This window comes from Neobacillus ginsengisoli (assembly GCF_030813055.1).
In genome coordinates, this window is sequence record NZ_JAUSTW010000003.1 from 311,606 (window position 1) to 330,008 (window position 18,403).

Here is an 18,403-nt window from a genome sequence, read left to right on the forward strand (position 1 = left end):
TTGTAATTATTTGCAAGTTACATCTTTTGACGATCGCGGAAGGCCCGTTCAATTTCACGCTTCGCTTCTTTTTGTTTTAATGATTCTCGCTTATCATAATTCTTCTTCCCTTTTGCCAGCCCAACTAAAACCTTGCAAAAACCATTTTTCAAATAAAGCTTTAATGGTACAAGTGCATAGCCTGCCTCTTTTGTTTCACCGATTAATTTATTAATTTCCTTTTTATGAAGCAATAGTTTACGTGTTCTTAGGGGATCATGGTTATAGCGATTCCCTTGCTCATATGGGCTGATGTGCATTCCAAATAAAACAGCTTCGCCACTTTGGATTCTTGCATAGGAATCCTTTAAATTCACCTTACCCGCACGAATCGACTTAATTTCCGTGCCCTGCAAAACGATTCCAGCTTCATAGGTTTCTTCAATAAAATAATCATGATAAGCCTTTTTATTTTGGGCGACAACTTTCCCTTCACCTTTTGGCATGTTTCTCACCTCTTCTATGGCTAATATTTTAGCAGAATGAACAGGTTCAGACAATTAAAGAAAACTCGCCGATTGGCAAGCCCGAAAGGGCGAAGACAGAGGCGAAGTTGCACTTATGCGTAATAGGAAAGGATAAACTTGTGAAAGTTTATCCTTTTCTATTAGCCAAAAGAGGGCCGACTGGTTGAGGCCCCCGTTTGACTATCTTCTCTTTTTCCGTTTCGTACTTTTGGATTTCGGAACATTATCGTAAAATTTCCTTTTCTTTTTCGATTTGTCCCCTTGACCTTGTCCTGACGAGTCAGACTTCTTATTACGGTCTCCCTGCTGTTTGCTTCGGCGCGGCTTGTTGGTATCGCTGCCGGTTTTGAAAACTTTCGGCGTCTCGGATCTCTCTCTGCGAGTACCTTTCATTCCGACGATTTCAAAATCAATTGAGCGTTCATCTTTATTGACCTTCACTACTCGTACAGTGATTTCATCGCCGATTCGGAACACATTACCTGTCCGTTCACCGATCATAGCGAAATGACGTTCATCAAAGCGATAATAGTCATCGGTCATGTAACTAACATGAACAAGTCCTTCAATCGTATTTGGAAGCTCAACGAACATCCCAAAATTGGTTACCGAGCTGATGATCCCATCATACTCAACGCCAATTTTATCTTCCATGTATTCCGCTTTCTTCAACTCATCGGTTTCACGCTCTGCATCAACCGCTCGGCGCTCCATTTTTGAAGAATGCTGGGCAATTTCAGGCAGACGGGCATTCCATTTTTCCCTGGTCGTTTCATCAAGTTTTCCTTCTATTAAATAGGTGCGAATCAAGCGATGAACGATCGTATCAGGATATCGGCGAATCGGCGATGTGAAATGTGTATAAAACTCAGTCGATAGTCCAAAGTGACCTAAGCTTTCCGGATCATATTTTGCCTGCTGCATCGAGCGAAGCATAACGGTTGAAACAACCATTTCTTCCGGTTTCCCTTGGACCTCTTCAATAATTTCCTGAAGCGCCCTTGGATGAACTTCATTCGCAGTTCCTTTTACTATATAACCAAAGTTGGTAATAAACTCGAAAAACTTTCTCAGCTTATCTTCTTTCGGATCTTCATGAATTCGGTATATAAACGGAACATCCATCCAATGGAAATGTTCGGCAACCGTTTCATTGGCAGCAAGCATAAACTCTTCAATTAACCGCTCCGCAACAGAACGCTCACGGAGGATAACATCTGTTGGTTTACCTTCATCATCTACCAATACTTTGGATTCTTTAAAATCAAAATCGATTGCGCCGCGCTTCATTCTTTTATTACGCAAAATCGCCGCAAGCTCTTCCATCATTTCAAACATTGGTACAAGCGCCTCATACCTCGCTCTTGTTTCCTCATCATGATCAACAAGAATCCTATTCACATCATGATAGGTCATCCGCTCAGTTGTTTTAATCACACTTTGAAAAATCTCATGGTTGACCACTTGACCTTCAGACGAAATTTCCATATTACAAGAAAGCACTAAACGGTCTACTTTCGGATTTAAGGAACAAATCCCATTCGATAGCCGGTGGGGAATCATCGGAATAACCCTGTCTACTAAATAAACACTTGTAGCTCTTTCTTCCGCTTCAAGATCAATTGGTGTTCCTTCTTTTACATAATAGCTGACATCGGCAATATGAACGCCCAGCTTATAGTTACCGTTTTCAAGCTTAGTAACGGTAACAGCATCATCCAGGTCCTTCGCATCGGCACCATCAATCGTAACAATGGTTTCGTTCCGAAGATCACGTCGGTTAGCCAATTCACTCTCATCAATCGTATCAGGTGTTTCATTGGCCTGCTGCAATACTTCATCAGGAAAAGCCATTGGCAAACCGTGCTTATGTATAACAGAAAGGATGTCCACTCCGGGATCATTTTTGTGCCCGAGAATTTCAATAACTTCACCCTCTGCACTTTTTCGCCCTTCAGGATAAGTTACCAGCTTAACCACCACTTTATGTCCTTCAACCGCTCCTTTAGAAGCCGATTTCGGGATAAAAATGTCACTGGCAAACTTTTTATCATCGGGAATCACAAAACCAAAACTCTTGCTTTCCACATACGTTCCTACCATTTGCTGAATGCCCCGCTCCAAGATGCGAATAATGCTTCCTTCACGGCGTTGGCCAGACGTTTCCGATGAAACGCGAGCTAGAACGGTATCTCCATGCATAGCGGTGTTGGTTTCATTTGGCGGAATAAAAATATCATCCATTCCCGGCTCATCAGGAATAACAAACGCAAATCCTTTCGCATGCCCGGTCAACTTTCCGCGAATTAAGTTCATTTTCTGCGGCAAGCCATAGCGGTTGCTGCGGGTTCGAACCACTAACCCTTTTTCTTCCATTTGGACAAGTGCTTTAACAAACTCTTTAAAATCACTCGAGTCTTGAATACCGAAGGCTGCCTCAAGCTCTTGAACCGTTAATGGTTTATATGCCTCATCCTTCATATATTGCAAAAGCTTGTCTACGTGCTTTTGAATATTATCTTCCAAGCAAATCCCTCCTTTGGGGTGCAATTTAATCGTTCCAATCTAATTTTTCTAAAAAGGCGTAAATATCTTCATGAAGCTGTTCCCGCTCTTTATCCAATGTGATCACATGGCCGGATTCTTCATACCATTTAATCTCTTTAATATCTGATTCCACTTCACGGTAAATAATATTGGCACTATCCGTATTAATCATATGGTCGTGACGAGCCTGGACTACGAAGATAGGGGAATATATCATATCAACATGATCACGAACGTCGGCTATTAACTCCTGAAGTGCCTTTAAGGTATTCATCGGTGTTTTTTTAAACTCATTCATTTCCATTTCGATTTGCTCTTCTGTTTTTCCTTCACGTTTTTTAAATTCGCGGGCATATTCAAGAATTCCTTGGTACATAACTTCTTCACTTTTGATATACATAGGTGCACACATCGGTACAATACCTTTTATAGGTACAGTGTAACCCAATTTCAAAGAAAATACGCCGCCAAGGGAAAGTCCTGCGACCGCAATTTCCGTATATCCTTTGTTTTTTAAAAATTCATATCCATTTACTACATCCTGCCACCAGTCTTCCGGTCCTGTATGGACAAGTTCTTCAGGAGGGACTCCATGACCTTTGTAGTGCGGTGCATGGCATGTATAGCCTTTCTTTTCAAGGAAACGGCCCAGCATCCTGACATCTGCAGAATTACCTGTAAATCCATGCAGTAATAGAACGGCTCTTTTTCCTCCTTCAAATGTAAATGGCCTAGGTATTGAAACTCTCATTTGTAAAACTCCTTTAAAAATCAGTTAACTTATCTTAGTTTAAGCAAAGTGAGGGTGAACATTCCAGAAATAAGACTTACGAGAGGAGAAGTTTAGTCATTATTGAGGATATTATCAAATTTAGGGCATTTTCGATTTTATCTTTTCAGAGACTTATTTACAAATTCCTTTTTCTCTCTATCTTTCCCCGTTTTTAATACGTTTGATATTTCCACTTTTAGCTTGACTAAGACTGTGAACTCCAATAATTTATTCAAACACTTTAACGAAAAGTTATCCTCAATATAAATGACAAAAAAACCCGGCGGGTAGCCAGGTTTATAGTATGCTTTATTAGATTTTAAAGTAAGTAACAGCGATAGCAAGAACAAAGAATAATATCGATAAAATGATCGTAATGCGGTGAAGAATCAAATCAATTCCCCGTGCTTTTTGCTTTCCGAAAAGTGATTCGGCACCACCCGAAATGGCTCCGGACAATCCAGCGCTCTTACCTGATTGAAGTAAAACAACCCCAATAAGTCCAATACTTACGATAACTAATAATACGACAACTAATGTATGCATGAAGGCCACCTCCTGTTAGACGTACATTTCACAGTATTCTTAATTTACCATATAAACGCCCTTTTAACAATAGTAGTTATTGTGACAGCATCAAGGAGGATATTGGGAAAGACAGAATTCACTTTTAATAAGCCCAAAATGCAAAATAAAAGACACTCATTGAAAAATGAGTGCCTCTTTATGTTTACTTACTCAAGTTATAGAAAGATTTAATTCCGTTGAACTTAGCAGATTCACCTAATTGATCTTCAATGCGAAGCAATTGGTTGTATTTTGCTACACGGTCTGTACGTGATGGTGCACCGGTTTTGATTTGTCCTGCATTTGTAGCAACAGCGATGTCAGCGATTGTGCTGTCCTCTGTTTCACCGGAGCGGTGAGAGATAACTGCTGTGTAGCCTGCGCGTTTAGCCATTTCAATTGCATCAAAGGTTTCAGTAAGGGTACCGATTTGGTTAACTTTGATAAGGATAGAGTTAGCAATTCCTTTTTCAATGCCTTCAGCAAGCTTTTTCGTATTTGTAACGAACAAGTCATCACCAACTAATTGGACTTTGCTACCAATTCGTTCAGTTAAAAGCTTGTGGCCTTCCCAGTCGTTTTCATCTAAGCCGTCTTCGATAGAGATGATTGGGTATTTAGAAACAAGCTCTTCATACCAAGCAACCATTTCTTCAGAAGTTTTCACAACGCCTTCGCCTTCAAGATGGTATTTTCCATCTTCTTTATTGTAAATTTCAGAAGACGCTACGTCCATTGCCAACATAACTTCTTCACCCGGCTTGTAGCCGGCTTTTTCGATTGCTTCAATAATTGTTTGAAGAGCTTCTTCATTAGAGCCTAAGTTTGGAGCAAAGCCGCCTTCGTCACCAACAGCCGTATTAAGGCCTTTGCCTTTTAGAACTGATCTTAAGCTATGGAAAATTTCCGCACCCATACGAAGAGCTTCTTTAAAGTTTGGCGCACCAACAGGCATAACCATGAATTCCTGGATATCAACGTTGTTATCAGCATGAGCTCCACCGTTTACGATATTCATCATTGGAACCGGAAGCTGTTTTGAATTGAATCCGCCAAGGTATTGGTATAAAGGAATATCTAAATAGTTAGCTGCAGCATGAGCAACCGCCATAGAAACACCAAGAATAGCGTTAGCACCCAATTTACCTTTGTTTTCAGTTCCGTCTAATTCAATCAATGCGTTGTCAATTGAAACTTGATCTAAAACACTGAATTCTTCACCAACCAGGTATGGGGCAATAATTTCGTTTACATTGTCAACCGCTTTTAAAACGCCCTTTCCAAGGTAGCGTTCTTTATCGCCATCACGAAGTTCAACAGCTTCGTATTCACCTGTAGAAGCACCGCTTGGAACTAATGCTCTCCCGAAAGCGCCTGACTCAGTGAAAACTTCAACCTCAACAGTGGGATTACCGCGGGAATCTAATACTTCACGTGCATATACATCAACAATAAATGGCATGTGTATCTCTCCTTAAGAATAAAATTATTATTTTTCAATTAATGTTGTTCCAGTCATTTCGGCCGGTTTTTCTAAACCTAATAAATCCAACATCGTTGGAGCTAAATCTCCAAGGATGCCGCCATCACGTAATTCTACACCGTCTTTCGTAACAATGACCGGTACAGGATTCGTTGTGTGTGCCGTCATTGGCTCGCCTTCTAGCGTCACCACTTCATCGGCATTTCCGTGGTCAGCGGTAATGATCGCATAGCCGCCTTTTTCAAGAATTAAGTCTACCACTTTTCCTAAGCATTCATCAACTGTTTCAATTGCTTTGACGGTTGGTTCAAGCATTCCGGAATGCCCCACCATGTCAGGATTAGCAAAATTTAATAAAATCGCGTCAAATTTATCCGCTTGAATTTCCTTGAGTAACGCATCCGTCACTTCATAGGCACTCATTTCCGGTTTTAGGTCATATGTAGCAACCTTTGGAGAATTAATTAAGATCCGCTCTTCTCCTGGGAATTTTTCTTCGCGGCCGCCGCTCATAAAGAACGTTACATGCGGATATTTTTCGGTCTCGGCAATTCTAAGCTGTTTTAAACCATTTTGTGCAAACACTTCACCAATTGTATTATCCAAGTTCGATGGTTTAAATGCTACATACCCATCAACAGATTCACTGAAGTGTGTTAAACAAACAAAGAATAAATTTTTTGGATGCTTTGGTCCGCGATCAAAGGAGCGGAAATCTTCATTTGTGAACGTATTTGAAATTTGAATGGCACGGTCAGGTCGGAAGTTGTAGAAAATAACAGCATCGTCATCCTGAATCGTCGCAACAGGTTGTCCGTCTTCTTTCGTAATAACCGATGGAATCACGAACTCATCAAAAATTCCATGCTGATAGGAATCCTCTACTAATTCTAACGGATTGGTGTAAGTCGGGCCCTCACCATAAACCATTGCACGGTAGGATTTTTCAACCCGCTCCCAGCGCTTGTCCCTGTCCATGGAATAGTATCGACCGGAAATGGTCGCAAATTCTCCAACGCCGTACTCCTTCATTTTATCCAGTGTTTGCTGAATATATGTTGCTGCTGTCTTCGGTCCGACATCACGGCCATCAAGGAAAGCATGAACATAGACTTTTTCCACACCTTCATCTTTTGCAAGCTTTAGCAAAGCAAACATATGATTAATATGACTATGAACGCCGCCATCAGACAGTAAACCGAATAAATGAAGGGCAGTACCCTTTTTCTTCACATGCTCCATTGCAGCAGTAAACGTTTCATTTTTTTCAAATTCGCCTTCACGAATCGCAATATTCACACGCGTTAAGCTTTGATATACAATTCGGCCTGCACCGATATTCAAGTGCCCTACTTCAGAATTACCCATTTGTCCTTCAGGAAGACCAACCGCTTCACCGGAAGCCGTTAAATGGGAATGGGGATAAGTGTCCCAGAAACGGTCAAAATTTGGTTTCTTCGCATGGTAGACCGCATTTCCTTTGTGTTCGCTTCGACAACCGAAACCATCTAAGATGATTAAGGCGACTGGTGACTTACTCATATTGTCCTGCCTCCAAGAGTTGCAAGAATGATTGTGCTTCAAGGCTTGCTCCGCCTACTAATGCACCATCAATATCAGGCTGTGCCATATATTCTTTAATATTTCCAGGCTTAACGCTTCCGCCGTATTGTATTCTAACAGCAGCTGCAACTTCTTCAGAGAATTGCTTTGCCACTACTTGGCGGATATGGGCGCAAACTTCGTTTGCATCCTCAGCAGTTGAGGATTTCCCTGTACCAATTGCCCAAATTGGCTCGTAAGCAATAACAGTTTGATTTACCTGGGTCTCGCTTAACCCTTTTAGGGCTTTTTCAATTTGTGAGCCGACAAGATTCATTGTTTCGCCATTTTCGCGTTGTTCAAGTGTTTCTCCGCAACAAACAATAGGTGTTAGGTTGTATTTAAACGCAGCAACCGTCTTTTTGTTGACTGATTCATCTGTTTCGTTGAACATTTCACGGCGTTCTGAGTGACCAATAATCACATATTGTACACCGAGGTCTGCAAGAGCATTCGGGCTGATTTCACCGGTAAAGGCTCCGTTTTCTTCAAAATGCATATTTTGAGCACCAATTTTCACATCGGTGCCTTTAACTGTTTCTACAAGGCTTTGTAAAAATAATGCAGGCGCACAAATGACTGATTCCATTTTTTCTTGAGCAGGTACAAGGCTTTTTACTTCTTCAGCAAAGCTTTTTGCTTCTGAAAGTGTTTTGTTCATTTTCCAGTTCCCTGCAATAATTGGTTTACGCATTAGGGCACATCCTTTCTTCCTTTAACAAAGAAGCAAATTATTGATATATACATAAAAATTGTCGAATTCCACTAAAAATCGTTACTATCACCAAATTATTTGTCGATATCGACGTGTAGATAGAATTACTTATCGTTCAATGCAACAACACCCGGTAGTGCTTTGCCTTCCATAAATTCAAGCGATGCTCCGCCGCCAGTGGATATATGGCTCATTTTTTCAGCCAAATTGAACTTTTCTACTGCTGCTGCAGAGTCCCCGCCTCCAATAACTGAATATGTACCTTCTGCTTCGGCAAGAGCTTCCGCAACTGCTTTTGTTCCATTGGCAAATTTATCAATTTCAAACACACCCATAGGGCCGTTCCAAATCACTAATTTTGATTTTTGAATCACATCACGATAAATTTCTGCCGTTTTTGGTCCGATATCAAGGGCTTCCCAATCAGCAGGAATCTCTTCAATGGATACTACTTTTGAATTTGCATCTGCAGAGAAATCATCCGCAATAACCGCATCAACAGGCATGTAGAAATTAACGCCTTTTTCTTTCGCTTTATCCATGAATTCCTTCGCAAGATCAATTTTATCTGCTTCAAGAAGGGATTTGCCAATTTCATGGCCTTGTGCTTTTACAAAGGTATAAGCTAAACCGCCGCCGATGATAAGGTTATCTACTTTTTCTAATAGATTTTCAATAACACCAATCTTATCTTTAACTTTCGCACCACCGATAATCGCTGTAAAAGGACGTTCAGGATTTGATAGGGCTTTACCTAGTACTTCAAGTTCTTTTTCCATTAAAAAGCCGGCAACAGCAGGAAGGTTATGCGCAATTCCTTCTGTGGAAGCATGGGCACGATGAGCCGCACCAAAAGCGTCATTCACATAAACATCAGCAAGCTCTGCAAATGCTTTGGCTAATTCAGGATCATTCTTTTCTTCGCCAGGATAAAAACGTACGTTTTCGAGAAGAAGGACGTCACCTTCGTTCATTGTTTCAATTAATGCTTTAACAGAATCACCATAAGCTTCATCTGCCTTCTTCACTTCTTTGCCAAGCAATTCGGAAAGTCGTACGCCAACTGGAGTTAAGCGCATTTCTTCAACCACTTTTCCTTTCGGACGACCGAAGTGGCTTGCTAAAATCACTTTCGCACCGTTGTCCATTAAATACTGAATGGTTGGCAATGCGGCACGAATCCTTGTTTCATCAGTAATTTGTCCATCCTGCATAGGTACGTTAAAATCAACCCTGCAAAAAACGCGTTTCCCTTTAACATCAACATCTTTTAATGATTTTTTGTTCATGCGAAGAGCCTCCTAGAGTATAAGCTACTATAAAAACAGGTTTCATTAAAAAAGGAGCGGGGGAATCTCCCCCGCTCCCCTTTGTAATACCATTAATCATTATAGCCTTTTTAAGATTGAGATTCCAATCCTAGCCAATGATTTAAATGTATAATTAAAGTCCTTTTGCAGCGATGTAATCAACAAGGTCAACAACGCGGTTAGAGTAACCAACTTCGTTATCATACCAAGATAATACTTTTACCATATTGCCTTCAAGAACCATTGTTGATAATGCATCGATTGTAGAAGAAACAGTAGCACCATTATAGTCGCTAGAAACTAATGGAAGTTCGCTGTATGCTAGAATTCCTTTTAATGGACCTTCAGCTGCTTCCTTTAATGCTGCATTGATTTCTTCAGCAGTAACGTTCTTTTCTAATTCTGCAACTAAGTCAACAATAGAAACGTTTGGAGTTGGAACGCGCATTGCCATACCATTTAATTTACCTTTAAGTTCAGGTAAAACTAGAGAAACGGCTTTAGCTGCACCAGTTGATGTCGGAATCATGTTTTCAGCAGCTGCACGTGCACGACGGTAGTCCTTATGTGGTAAGTCAAGGATTTGTTGGTCATTTGTATAAGAGTGAACAGTTGTCATCATACCACGTTTGATTCCGAATGTATCATTTAATACCTTTGCAAATGGTGCAAGGCAGTTTGTAGTACAAGAAGCATTTGATAATACATGGTGGTTGTTTGCATCGTATTTATCTTCGTTAACACCCATTACAATCGTGATATCTTCGTTTGAAGCCGGAGCAGAGATAATAACTTTTTTCGCACCTGCTTCAAGATGCTTCGCTGCATCTTCACGTTTTGTGAAACGGCCGGTAGATTCTACAACCACTTCTACGCCAAGATCTCCCCATCCAAGTTGAGCCGGGTCACGTTCAGCAATAACTTTTACTTTTTTGCCACCAACTACTAGGTATTCACCATCAACGGTAACATCTTCAGAAAGAGTTCCGTGAACTGTATCATATTTTAAAAGATGTGCAAGCATATTTGCATCTGTTAGGTCATTAATTGCTACGATTTCCACATTGCTATTGTTTAATGCCGCACGGAATACGTTACGTCCGATACGACCAAATCCATTAATTCCAACTTTTACTGTCATGATAAAATTTCCTCCTTTGTTTGGGTGAGTCTATTTTATTTAAAAAGGTTTTACCCTTTTAATAACATTCTTGCTGCACCTTCATCCGTAATTAAGATCGTCGATGATGGCGCTTGTTTCATATAAGACTTTATCGCTTTTGCCTTTGAGCTTCCGCCTGCAACCGCAATAACATTGGATATTCTTGTAAGGTCATTTAGCTGTAGACCAATTGTTAAAGCTTTGTGGACAATTTCGCCCTCTTCATTAAAATAGTAACCAAATGCTTCACCAACGGCTTTTCCACCTTCAATTTTCTTCATTTCATCAGGCGGTGTTTTTCTTCGCTTGGCCATCGTGATAGCATCCCCTATTCCGTGAAGTACCATGCTTGCTGATTTAATCAGCTCTAAAACTTCGTGAATAGCAGGTTCCTTGATTAAAGACTCATAAATCTCAGGGCTGACTTGGTCCGGTACATAAAAAACGCGGTGCTTTGAATGGGTATTCTTTGACATAATCGAACTGACCGTATTTGCCTGATTTTGAACATCCTCACCGATTCCCCCACGGGCTGGAACAAACAGTAATTCTTTATTACCTAGATCAGGTGAAAGTTGCTCAGCTACTGTCGCCATTGTCGAGCCACCAGTCACAGCGATGATATTTTTCCCTCCAAGAAGCTTTTTCATGCTAGTTGCACATGCTTTTCCCAGTTCACTTTTCACCATTGGAGATTCATCACTATTTCCAGGTACGATAATTGCCTTTTTAATGCCAAGGCGATTTTTCAGCTCTAATTCCATTACATCAATACCTTTTAATTCGCGCATCAAGCCTTCAAGATCTTCGAGTAAATTTTTTCCTTCAGATGTCAAACTCATTCCCACATTATTTGTGTAAATTAGATTTTGATCCTTTAAAAATTCCACTTCACTTCGAAGAATTCTTTCTGTAAATCCAAGACTGGCTGCTAAGCTCCTTCTTCCCACCGGCTGCATAAATTCGATGTTTCTGAGGATGGAATATCTTTTCTGTAATACTTGAAGGAGATCAGGTAATAATCTCTTTTGAATGTCAATGAACGATTGCATGTGTTGCATGCTCCTTTATATTATGTAGTTGGTCAAAAAATGTCCACCATAGACATATTATGTCCCGCTACATGTAAAAAAAATCACCCCTGTTACATTTTCCATTTTAACAGGAGTGAAAACCTATTTCAACTTAAAAGATTGCCCTTTTTTCTTGTAAACGGTTACTTATGTCAAATTTGTTAACCATACCATATGCAACCTCTTCCCCATCAAGATAAACAACGGGAATCATAAGGCCAAACTGTTCAGTTAAATCATCACTTCTAGCAATATCAATTTCCTTTAAGGAAAAATTCCATTCCTCCTGAAGCTCCAGTAAAGATTTTTTTGCTTTATCACATAAAGGGCATTGTTTCCGGGTATATAGGGTAATGGTATGCTCTAGCAAATCAATTCTCCTTTCAATCAAACCTTTTTCGCTTTGAAGAAGATGGGATACCTAATTGGTCCCGATACTTGGCAATGGTGCGCCTTGAAACCATCATCCCCTCCGCAATTTTTAATTGTTCTACAATTTCTTGATCGGAAAGCGGTTTTTGCTTATTCTCTTTTTCGATTAAAAGCGAAATCGCATTTTTTACTTGGGTCGATGAAGTATTCTCATCCGAAACCGTTTGAATGGTGCTGGTGAAAAAGGTTTTTAAGGGATAGGTCCCTACCGGCGTCTGAACATATTTTTCCCTGACAGCACGGCTCACAGTTGATTCATGAATCTCAAGCTCGCCGGCAATTTCCTTCATCGTCATCGGCTGCAAATGTTTAGGCCCCTTTTGAAAAAATAATGCCTGTTTCTCTACTATCTTAGCAACGACCTTGGTCAGGGTTTCTTTCCTCTGTTCAATACTTTTCATAATCCATTGATAATCCTGAAACTTATCCTGTAAAAAGCGGTTTACCTGTTGGTCGATGTCAGGCCTTGAATTGATTTTCTGATAATAGTGTTCATTAAAACTAATCCTTGGAAGGGTGTCATCAAACATTCTTACTGAAAATCCTTCCACGGTTTGTTCAACAATTGTATCAGGAATGATATAGCTAGTCGCATCATGACCCAAAAGTGCTCCCGGCTTTGGATTAAGCAGTTGAATTTCATCAAAAACTTCTTGAATGTCTTTGAGTGAAACCTGCAGTTCTTTTGAAATCTGCTTCCATTTCTTTTCCGCAAAGATGACAAAGTAGTTTGAAATAATTTGCCGTGCCAGTTCGTTATCCGGAAATTCGTATTCTAATTGAATCAATAAGCATTCTTGCAGGTTTCGGGCACCAATCCCCACAGGATCAAGGGACTGAACCACCTTTAAACCTTTATCGACAAGCTCTATTGGTGTATTTAATGTTTGGGATATTTCGTTAAGGTCACCAACAAAGTAACCGTTTACATCAATGTTTTGGATAAGATGGCGAATGACTCTTAATTGCTCGGCAGTGAAGTCTCGTAGGTTTAACTGTGATGTAAGTTGATCTTCCAGTGAAATGGGTTTGTCAGCAATTTGTTCAATCCAGTCTTTTTCCGCCTTCTGATGTTTCTTGCGGTTCCGGTCAATTAATGGATTCATCGGCTGTATATTCCCATTTTCAATCTGTAAAAGGGGATTTTCAAGCGCTTTATTTTCCAAAAAAGCAGTCAATTCCTGTGCCGAATACTGCAAAAGGGCAATAGCCTGCGACAGCTCCTGCGTCATTGCCAATTTTAATGTTTGTTGTTGCCATAATCCCGCCTTCAAATTCATTCCGATCCCCCCTACTCTCTATTTTACATGATTATAAGGGATTGGTGTATGGCAAGAAATTGGTATCAGGGTTGATATTGTCTATTTTTGCTTGAGTTTTGGCTATTTTTTTGGGGGATAAAAAGTTTTGTACTTGTTTTAAGGGGTTTTGTACAGGTTTCAGTGGATTAAGTCCTTTTTACGGGCGATTTGTACTTTTAGACATTTTTCGGTAAATCAATTACTTTTTAGCCAAAACAGAATAAAAACCTCCTGTCGTTGAAAGAACAGGAGGCTTTTATTACGCCCTCGGCAGGAATCGAACCCACATCTCAAGAACCGGAATCTTACGTGCTATCCGTTGCACCACGAGGGCAAAATATTAGCGACTTTTATATTATATGACATGTTCTTAATCTTTGCAAGTACTGAATAGGTTTAAAATGTTTCTGATTGGATATGATGGAATAGGGAAAGTTGTCGAACAATTTAAAGTCAAATTGTTTGACCTTTATTGACCATCAGTGTATGATAACAATACATAATATTTTCACTTTCAAACTCAGGAGGAGGAAGAAAAATGAATTTGATTCCTACAGTTATTGAACAAACAAATCGGGGCGAGAGAGCATATGACATATATTCCCGTCTTTTAAAAGACCGGATCATTATGCTTGGCAGTGCAATTGATGATCATGTTGCCAATTCAATTGTTGCCCAATTACTATTCCTTGAAGCGGAAAACCCTGAAAAAGACATTACACTTTACATCAATAGTCCCGGTGGAAGCATTACAGCAGGGATGGCGATTTACGATACAATGCAATATATTAAAGCGAATGTATCTACTGTTTGTATCGGTATGGCTGCATCCATGGGTGCTTTCTTATTAGCTGCAGGTGAAAAAGGGAAGCGTTATGCTCTGCCTAACGCGGAGGTCATGATTCACCAGCCACTTGGCGGTGCTCAAGGACAAGCAACGGAAATTGAAATTGCTGCAAAACGCATTCTCTTCCTTCGTGAAAAATTAAATGGAATTTTAGCAGAACGTACAGGCCAGCCACTTGAGGTCATTCAAAAAGATACAGACCGCGATAATTTCATGACAGCGGAAAGAGCAAAGGAATATGGCCTGATTGACCAAATCATCACTCGTAACTTATTTGATGAAAAAAATAAAAAATAAAAACTAAAAGGGTTTGGCAGTTGTTGCCAAACCCTTTTCTTAATGTTCTTTTTCGATAAATTCGCTTAAAGCAGCGATGGCGTTTTCTTCATCATCACCATCGGCTACGATGTTAATGACCACTCCGGAGCCTACAGCAAGACTCATTAATCCCATGATACTTTTTGCATTAACTTTTTTTCCATCCTTCTCAAGAAAAATATCCGATGAAAATCGGTTAGCTTCCTGGACAAATAAGGCCGCTGGTCGTGCTTGAAGCCCTGTTTTCAATTTTACTTCTACTTGTTTTACCCTCATTACAAAATTCCTCCTCATTTGATTTTTCTATTTTCTTGGATCTAATTCACCAATACGCAATTTCTCAGCAATTTCATCTATTTTTCTTAATCTATGATTAATCCCCGATTTACTAATAGAGCCGCCTGAGACCATTTCCCCCAGCTCTTTTAAGGTGACATCCGTAAAATTCATCCGCAGCTCGGCAATTTCCCTTAACTTTTCAGGTAATATATGAAGGCCGACAGTTTGGTCAATATAGCGGATATTTTCTACCTGCCTGATCGAGGCACCGATTGTTTTATTTAAGTTCGCTGTTTCACAATTAACGAGACGATTAACGGAGTTCCTCATATCTCTAACAATTCTAACATCTTCAAAGCGAAGTAAGGCATTATGGGCACCAATAATATTTAAAAATTCGGTAATTTTCTCCGCCTCTTTTAGGTACGTAATGAAGCCTTTTTTTCGCTCAAGCGTTTTACTGTTTAAGCCAAATGTATTCATCAATTCGCATAAAGAATCATTATGTTCTTTATAAAGCGAAAAAATTTCCAAATGATAAGAAGACGTTTCCGGGTTATTTACTGAGCCCCCGGCTAGAAATGCTCCACGTAAATAAGAACGCTTACAACACTTCTTTTTCACTAGCTCATTCGAAATATCATGAATGATGGTGAATCCTTCACCGAGAATTTTTGTATCCTCAAGAATTTCTTTTGCCTGGTGCGATAAACGGACAATATAGACGTTATTTTTTTTCAAACGCATTTTTTTCCTTACCAGCAGCTCAACTTGAACTTGGTAACTCTTTTTTAGTAATGTATAAATTCTCCTGGCAATCGCTGCATTTTCGGTTTGAATATCGACAACTAACTTACGATTGGAGAATGATAGAGAACCGTTCATGCGTATTAAAGCGGATAACTCTGCTTGAATGCAACACGACTTCACTTCCAGGTTCGTTAATTCTTTTTTCGTTTCCGAAGCGAAAGACATCCCCTTCACCCCCTTTTATACCGGGCACCTTTATTTACGCATCAAAGCGCTTTTTGGTTTCATTTATTAATAAATTATATAGAATTTGGGCTACTTTTTTCGGATCATGCCGAAGTGCGCCATTTTCCTGTACGGCAATATCAGCATGGACCACTTCAAGTCCAAGCTCATATAGCCTTGGGAGATCATATTGCACGGGATCAGCCAATTCCTCATTATAGCGAAGTTGAATATCCGGCGGGATCTCTTCATTGTTTACTAATATTGTATTTATACAAGCAGCGTTCATGTGATCGTAAACTGCCTGAACATGATCACTTGCAGTAAACCCATGTGTTTCCCCTGCTTGAGTCATCAAATTGCAAATGTATACCTTATTTGCTTTGGAGCGGCAGATTTCATCTCCCAATCTCGGAACGAGAAGATTCGGCAGAATACTGGTATATAAGCTTCCAGGACCAATAATTATTAAATCAGCCTGACGGATTGCTTGAATGCTTTCAGGTAATGGGCGAATATCCCCCGGTGTTAAAAAGACTTTTTTAATCCTTTTACCGGAATAGGGAATTTTCGACTCCCCTGAAACAATCGTCCCATCTTCCATTTCAGCATGTAAAACAACACTTTGATTTGCAGCAGGCAATACCTTGCCACGAACATTTAGTACTTTACTCATCTCTTGGATAGCATGAACAAAATTACCGGTAATGGAAGTCATCGCAGCCAAAATCAAGTTCCCAAGTGAATGTCCCGATAATTCATTGGATGTAGAAAAGCGATGTTGAAACATCTCCTCAACAAGTGGTTCAACATCAGATAATGCCGCCAAAACATTGCGAATATCACCCGGAGGAGGAATATGCAAATCATCCCGCAGCCTCCCCGAGCTTCCACCGTCATCGGCAACCGTTACAATCGCAGTAATATCTACTGGAAACTGCTTTAGTCCCCGTAACAAAACAGGCAATCCCGTTCCTCCGCCAATGATGACTATTCTTGGCTGTCCGAACTCTCTCATGTTGTTTTTTCCTTTCTCCTCTCAATGTCACGATGCGAAACACAGGTTTTGTAATCATGTTCAAAAAATCGTCCAATATACTCCGCAAGTGCTACCGAACGATGCTGACCGCCTGTACATCCAATCGCAATGACGAGCTGTGCTTTCCCTTCTCTTTTATAATGGGGAAGCATGAACGCGAGCAAGTCTGTCACCTTTTCCAAAAACTTATGTGTTTCATTCCATTTTAAAACATAACCTGATACTTCCTCATCTAAACCGGTTTTAGGACGCATATGCTCAATATAATGAGGATTTGGCAGGAAACGCACATCAAAAACGAGATCGGCGTCGATTGGGATTCCATGTTTAAATCCAAATGACATGACATTGACAGTAAAGATTAGTTTTTTATTTGAAGTAAATTCAGTTAATATCTTTTCACGCAGTTCCCGAGGCTTCATTTGCGATGTGTTATAAATGAGCTGGGCACGGCCTTTTAATTCTTCAAGGAGCTCCCTTTCAAGTTCAATCCCTTCGAGCGGCAGCCCTGTAGGCGCAAGCGGGTGTGACCGCCGCGTCTCTTTGTATCGGCGTACTAATGTTGCATCATCTGCATCCAAAAACAAAATCTGCGGTGTAACCCATGAAGTTTCAGCAAGGTCATCTAATGCCTTAAAGAGATGATCAAAAAACTCTCTGCCCCGTAAATCCATCACAAGTGCCACTTTATTCATTTTATTCCCGGATTCCTTCATAAGTTCTAAGAATTTTGGCAGCAATGTTGGCGGCAAATTATCAACACAAAAGAATCCTAAATCCTCTAAGCTTTGAATAGCAACTGTTTTTCCTGCCCCTGACATACCCGTGATAATGACCATCTGAGTATCGCTTGTCGAACCGGTACTCATTGCAATTCCCCCTATTGGTTAACTTGGATCTAATCGATAACTGATTAGTTGAAAATCTTTTGTATAAGTAAAAGTACCGTAAATGATTCCTTTTCCATGGATCATATAATCAATAATATGATAATCGCCTGCGGCCATCGGAAGATTTTTCAACTGATCTAGCTGATGCCATTCCAGCTTTCCTTCTTCAGATTCATCTACACGCATACCATCTGATTCGGTAGCCAAAAAAGTGAACATCATCCATTCGCTGAGAAGCTCTTCACTTTCTTTCATAATCATTGTAAAAATACCCTTTAATTGGGGATTTTTCAAGTAAATCCCCGTTTCTTCACGGTATTCCCTAATGCAGGAATCCCGAACTGATTCGCCCGGCTCCATTTTTCCGCCAGGAGCTACCCACCAGCCGCGCCGCGGTTTCTGCAGCAATAATATTTGATTTTCTCTCATCAATACACAATTGGTGACCCGCTGCACTCTATTTCACCCTCTATTTGACAAAATATCCTAATATAGCGACTAATTGATTCTTTTCATTATACTATTTTTAGTTTGCAGTCACAATGAAATGACGCTTGTTATTTATGTAAATTATTCATGTCAAAA

General features: G+C 40.1%; 18 protein-coding genes and 1 tRNA gene. 1 reads left to right on the top strand and 18 read right to left on the bottom strand.

The features are described 5' to 3' along the window. Positions 1–17 precede the first annotated feature (17 nt). The 13 genes from smpB to J2S10_RS10710 all read right to left on the bottom strand — a co-directional run bounded on the left by smpB (position 18) and on the right by J2S10_RS10710 (position 13,804). Positions 18–485, bottom strand: coding sequence for an SsrA-binding protein SmpB (gene smpB, locus J2S10_RS10650; protein WP_307407425.1), 468 nt, complete (start codon positions 483–485; stop codon positions 18–20). Between the two features lie 201 nt (positions 486–686). After that, a complete protein-coding gene (gene rnr / locus J2S10_RS10655; RefSeq protein ID WP_307407427.1) occupies positions 687–3,032 on the bottom strand; it encodes a ribonuclease R in 2,346 nt (781 codons plus the stop codon). 25 nt (positions 3,033–3,057) lie between these two features. Beyond that, positions 3,058–3,804 (bottom strand): alpha/beta hydrolase, encoded by a 747-nt coding sequence (locus J2S10_RS10660; protein ID WP_307407430.1) that lies wholly within the window; start codon positions 3,802–3,804, stop codon positions 3,058–3,060. Between the two features lie 333 nt (positions 3,805–4,137). Further along, a complete protein-coding gene (gene secG / locus J2S10_RS10665) occupies positions 4,138–4,371 on the bottom strand; it encodes a preprotein translocase subunit SecG (protein ID WP_307407431.1) in 234 nt (77 codons plus the stop codon). Between the two features lie 184 nt (positions 4,372–4,555). Then, positions 4,556–5,854: a phosphopyruvate hydratase gene (eno, locus tag J2S10_RS10670; protein ID WP_307407433.1), complete on the bottom strand. Its 1,299-nt coding sequence runs from the start codon at positions 5,852–5,854 to the stop codon at positions 4,556–4,558. Between the two features lie 27 nt (positions 5,855–5,881). Next, positions 5,882–7,417, bottom strand: a complete 1,536-nt coding sequence (gene gpmI, locus J2S10_RS10675) for a 2,3-bisphosphoglycerate-independent phosphoglycerate mutase (protein ID WP_307407436.1) — start codon at positions 7,415–7,417, stop codon at positions 5,882–5,884. Continuing rightward, positions 7,410–8,171 (bottom strand): triose-phosphate isomerase, encoded by a 762-nt coding sequence (gene tpiA, locus J2S10_RS10680; protein ID WP_307407438.1) that lies wholly within the window; start codon positions 8,169–8,171, stop codon positions 7,410–7,412. The genes gpmI and tpiA overlap by 8 nt, the downstream gene beginning before the upstream one ends. 125 nt (positions 8,172–8,296) lie before the next feature. Then, positions 8,297–9,481 (bottom strand): phosphoglycerate kinase, encoded by a 1,185-nt coding sequence (locus tag J2S10_RS10685; RefSeq protein WP_307407440.1) that lies wholly within the window; start codon positions 9,479–9,481, stop codon positions 8,297–8,299. A 154-nt stretch (positions 9,482–9,635) separates the two neighbouring features. After that, complete coding sequence (gene gap / locus J2S10_RS10690) at positions 9,636–10,643, bottom strand: type I glyceraldehyde-3-phosphate dehydrogenase (protein ID WP_307407442.1); 1,008 nt, start codon at positions 10,641–10,643, stop codon at positions 9,636–9,638. A 50-nt stretch (positions 10,644–10,693) separates the two neighbouring features. After that, positions 10,694–11,716, bottom strand: a complete 1,023-nt coding sequence (locus tag J2S10_RS10695; RefSeq protein WP_307407444.1) for a sugar-binding transcriptional regulator — start codon at positions 11,714–11,716, stop codon at positions 10,694–10,696. 133 nt (positions 11,717–11,849) lie between these two features. Further along, positions 11,850–12,107 (bottom strand): glutaredoxin family protein, encoded by a 258-nt coding sequence (locus tag J2S10_RS10700; RefSeq protein ID WP_307407445.1) that lies wholly within the window; start codon positions 12,105–12,107, stop codon positions 11,850–11,852. A 13-nt stretch (positions 12,108–12,120) separates the two neighbouring features. Beyond that, positions 12,121–13,449, bottom strand: coding sequence for an RNA polymerase factor sigma-54 (gene rpoN, locus J2S10_RS10705; RefSeq protein WP_307407447.1), 1,329 nt, complete (start codon positions 13,447–13,449; stop codon positions 12,121–12,123). 283 nt (positions 13,450–13,732) lie between these two features. Beyond that, a tRNA-Arg gene (locus J2S10_RS10710) sits at positions 13,733–13,804 on the bottom strand. Positions 13,805–14,008: 204 nt separating this feature from the next. Here J2S10_RS10710 and clpP point away from each other — a divergent pair. Continuing rightward, positions 14,009–14,614 carry an ATP-dependent Clp endopeptidase proteolytic subunit ClpP gene (gene clpP / locus J2S10_RS10715; RefSeq protein WP_307407449.1) on the top strand — a complete coding sequence of 202 codons (606 nt, stop codon included), beginning with the start codon at positions 14,009–14,011 and terminating at the stop codon, positions 14,612–14,614. A gap of 39 nt (positions 14,615–14,653) precedes the next feature. On the opposite strand, the gene J2S10_RS10720 is transcribed toward clpP, so the two are convergent. Genes J2S10_RS10720 through J2S10_RS10740 form a run of 5 tightly spaced genes read right to left on the bottom strand, consistent with a single transcriptional unit; the run spans position 14,654 to position 18,274 of the window. Continuing rightward, on the bottom strand, positions 14,654–14,911 hold the full coding sequence (locus J2S10_RS10720; protein ID WP_307407451.1) for an HPr family phosphocarrier protein: 258 nt from the start codon (positions 14,909–14,911) through the stop codon (positions 14,654–14,656). 27 nt (positions 14,912–14,938) lie between these two features. Beyond that, a complete protein-coding gene (whiA, locus tag J2S10_RS10725; RefSeq protein ID WP_307407453.1) occupies positions 14,939–15,889 on the bottom strand; it encodes a DNA-binding protein WhiA in 951 nt (316 codons plus the stop codon). A gap of 34 nt (positions 15,890–15,923) precedes the next feature. Next, positions 15,924–16,907 carry a gluconeogenesis factor YvcK family protein gene (locus tag J2S10_RS10730; RefSeq protein WP_307407455.1) on the bottom strand — a complete coding sequence of 328 codons (984 nt, stop codon included), beginning with the start codon at positions 16,905–16,907 and terminating at the stop codon, positions 15,924–15,926. Beyond that, complete coding sequence (gene rapZ, locus J2S10_RS10735; RefSeq protein WP_307407456.1) at positions 16,904–17,797, bottom strand: RNase adapter RapZ; 894 nt, start codon at positions 17,795–17,797, stop codon at positions 16,904–16,906. Before rapZ ends, J2S10_RS10730 begins: the two co-directional genes overlap by 4 nt. Before the next feature lie 18 nt (positions 17,798–17,815). After that, positions 17,816–18,274, bottom strand: coding sequence for an NUDIX hydrolase (locus tag J2S10_RS10740; RefSeq protein ID WP_307407458.1), 459 nt, complete (start codon positions 18,272–18,274; stop codon positions 17,816–17,818). Positions 18,275–18,403 lie beyond the last annotated feature (129 nt).